At 41.2% G+C, this 3093-nt stretch carries 2 protein-coding genes; both read left to right on the forward strand.

The genetic code is table 11. The features are described from left to right. Window positions 1–184 precede the first annotated feature (184 nt). Window positions 185–943: a hypothetical protein gene (locus B2X33_RS02980; RefSeq protein ID WP_296667542.1), complete on the forward strand. Its 759-nt coding sequence runs from the start codon at window positions 185–187 to the stop codon at window positions 941–943. A 253-nt stretch (window positions 944–1196) separates the two neighbouring features. Continuing rightward, the coding region (locus B2X33_RS02985) for a hypothetical protein (protein WP_296667544.1) at window positions 1197–3093 on the forward strand (1897 nt) is incomplete at its 3' end.

Here is a 3093-nt window from a genome sequence, read left to right on the forward strand (position 1 = left end):
TGATAATGACAAAAGTCAAGGGTGGCAATGACATTCGCTCCACTTGATAAAAAGATGTTATTCTACTAAAGTTGTTTAAAACTGCTTTTGTTTTTTTGTCTTTTTCGTTGCAAAAATTGAAAATGCCTGCCTTGTGCGTTATACTTTGCTACGTTTGTTTTGATTTTTTAAGGCGGAGGACTTTATGATAAAAAGAGTTTGTTTCTGTGTTGCGGCGACGCTTTTTTGCGCTTTGCTTTTTTCTTGTGCCGCAAGCGAGACTTCTTCTGTCAGCTTTGCTGTTCCTGCGGAACTTGCGCGTTCAGCCAGGGAGAGCAGCGCAGGAGACTGGACTTTGGATGTGCGCCTGAGCGGCGATTTAAATCGTTCAGAGCAGTTTGCGATAGCAGAGCCTAAAAGCGGTTCTGATAAGCCTGCTGTATTTACGATAGAAGACTTGAATCCTGGTTCAAAAATCGAGGTGAATGCTAAAATTTTGAACGGAGAGCTTGAAAAGTACAAAAATACTGAGCCTTATTACGTTGAGCTTGAGGCAGGGGATAATTCTCTTGATGTTGAGCTTGAGCGGATAAAAGCAGATTCGGAAATTTCAGGAATTGATGCAAGTGAATTCAGTATCTGCGCAAAAAAAGACTCAGCCGAATACAAGTATTCTGGCGGCAATATTCCAGAATTGGCTTATGAGGATAAAGCGATTGAATTTTCTATCGAGTGCGAAAAAGAATTCGGCTTTGACTCGTATTCCTACAGCTGGTATATGAACGGAAAAGACATTGCCTGTGCAAAAGACAAGTCCTCTTTTGAGCTCAACTTAACACAGAATGATGATGTTGTTCTGACAGAAAACGGCGGAGAGGAAAAAAACAACAATCTTATGTGCTTTATAAGCTCTGGCGGTGAGCGCATAGGAATTGAATACATTTTTGTTTTGAAGGAAAACTAAAACCCTTAAGAAGCCTTTTATAAGGAAGATTCCCGCATCGAGCGCGGGAAAGACAGGACAGTTAGATTATCGGGTCGAGCCCGATAATGACAGGACAATCGAGCCCGATAATGACAAAAATTGTCGACCAGATAATGGCAATGGTTTTTGTCATTGCCGTGCTCGACACTGCGATGTTTGCATATCAAACTCGTTTAGCAATCTATAAATGGCAGTAAAAATGAACATAAAAACTAAATTTGTGGAGAAAAATATGAAATTTAAACGCTTTTTACAAGGACTTGCAGCTTTTGCTGTAATTGCGCTCTTTGCAGGATGCGCGGACATTCTGGACTCAAAAACTGCAGAAAAATCTAATCTAAAAGAAAATACTTCTGTTTCGATTAGTTTTGGTTCAAAAGGACGCTATATTTCGGCCGGAAGCTTTGAATTAGACAAAATAACTTCCTGGAAAATAGCTTTTGAGCCTACAGGCGATTCCGACGAAAAATCCATTGAGCTTGCGTGGACTTCCGGCTCTTCGGATTCTAGCTCTAGCAGCCCGTCCCTTTATTACAGCGAGGGTGTCCTTAATGCAAAATTGATTCCGGTCGGAACGTACAATATCGCTCTCGAAGGAAGCTATTCTGAAGGAAACGGCACAATAACCGTCAGCGGAACAAAAGAAGGTGTTTCAGTTTCTTCGGAATCTGCAAAAAACAGCATAACAGTGCTTGTCGGACTAAAAAAAGACAGTTCTACCAAAGGCAGCCTTGAGCTTTCTTTTGATGCGGCCGGTATTTCTGATTACTCTTCTGGCCTGCTTGTTACACTTAAAAATAACCAGACAGGCGATATTGAGTATTCAACTGATAAAAACAACCTTGTTTTTTCTAGCTCTTCCGACAGCGTTTATGCTCTTACTGGAGAAGATATCGCTCCAGGCTGGTACAAGCTTGAGTTCTATTGTAATGACGGTGTTAAAATAGAAATTCCGAACGACAAAAGGATGGTAGAAATTGCCTCCGGAATAAAAACAACAGACTCGGATATAAAATTTTCTATTGTAACTGTAAAAAAATACTATGCGACAAACGGCACTTCAGAAAGCGCGCAAAATATGAACGGCCTTGCTGTGTCCTCAAGAAAAAACCTTACGGCGCTTTTGGAAAAGTTGACAAAGACTTGGCCTGAAGTATCGGAAGTTGAGATTTTTATGGACAGTGCTCCTGTAATTGACATAAAAACATTCAATGAGTTAAAGGAAGCTCTTGAAGATTCAAAAAAATGTTCAATCTATTTAGGAGAAAGCCAATCTATAGCGCTCGCTTCGGACCCTGACACAAATACTGTTACAACCGCTCTTTCGGGCTCTGTCTGCCTTGTTGCAACAGACGGAAATGAAAAATTTGAAGCAAGCGGCATTACTGTTGAGAAAGGAAAGCCGCTTGATATTACCCTTAAAAACGGAGCCTGCATCAATGCCGCTTTTGTAGATTCAATTGACGACAAATTGAACATATTTGCGGTTAAAGACAGCGAAGACGGAACTACAGCAGACAACTTTGCAGCATATGTAGCCGCACCTTTCTTTTATTCAGCCTCTGAAATTGACACAAGCTGCTTCTCGCTCTTCGAATATGGCTCGAAAAAGGTTTCGGATCAGAATACGGTGATTAGTGTTTCTGGAGATGACGGTTCCTGCGAATTCTATATAAAGCCTGCAAGCATGGAAGGCATAACAGCAGAGTCAAGCGCGGACCTTTCTATTGAGGCGTATTATACAAGCGGCTCGGATTCTGAAACTTACAGCTCTGGCAGCGTTATTCCGTATGAATCTTCCGACCTTAATATTAAGCTTAAAGCCCCTGACGGCATAGAAATCGAAAAATGCTTATGGTACTTGAACGGGGACTCAATTGATGACAGCATCACAGATGAGCTTATATATTTTGATCCTACGCAGAATGACAGCCTAAAAATTGACGGTACAAACGTTGTAAGCTGCTTTGTGTCTGTTGGAGAAAAACTCTATCTTTGCGAGCTTAGCTTTACTTTTAAGACGCCAAGCCGCAGCGCGGCTGTCTGGATTTCTGGAACTCATTCTTTAAGTATGAAGCAAATTTATGATTATACTGATTCAGACGCGGCAGAAAGCACCCTAAAAGAAA

Origin of the sequence: Treponema sp. UBA785, from assembly GCF_002297065.1 — a bacterium.
Taxonomy (GTDB): Bacteria; Spirochaetota; Spirochaetia; order Treponematales; family Treponemataceae; genus Treponema_D.

Excerpts from the sequence above, each read along its gene's own strand:
- B2X33_RS02980 (WP_296667542.1), top strand. The coding sequence starts at position 185 with ATGATAAAAAGAGTTTGTTTCTGTGTTGCGGCGACGCTTTTTTGCGCT.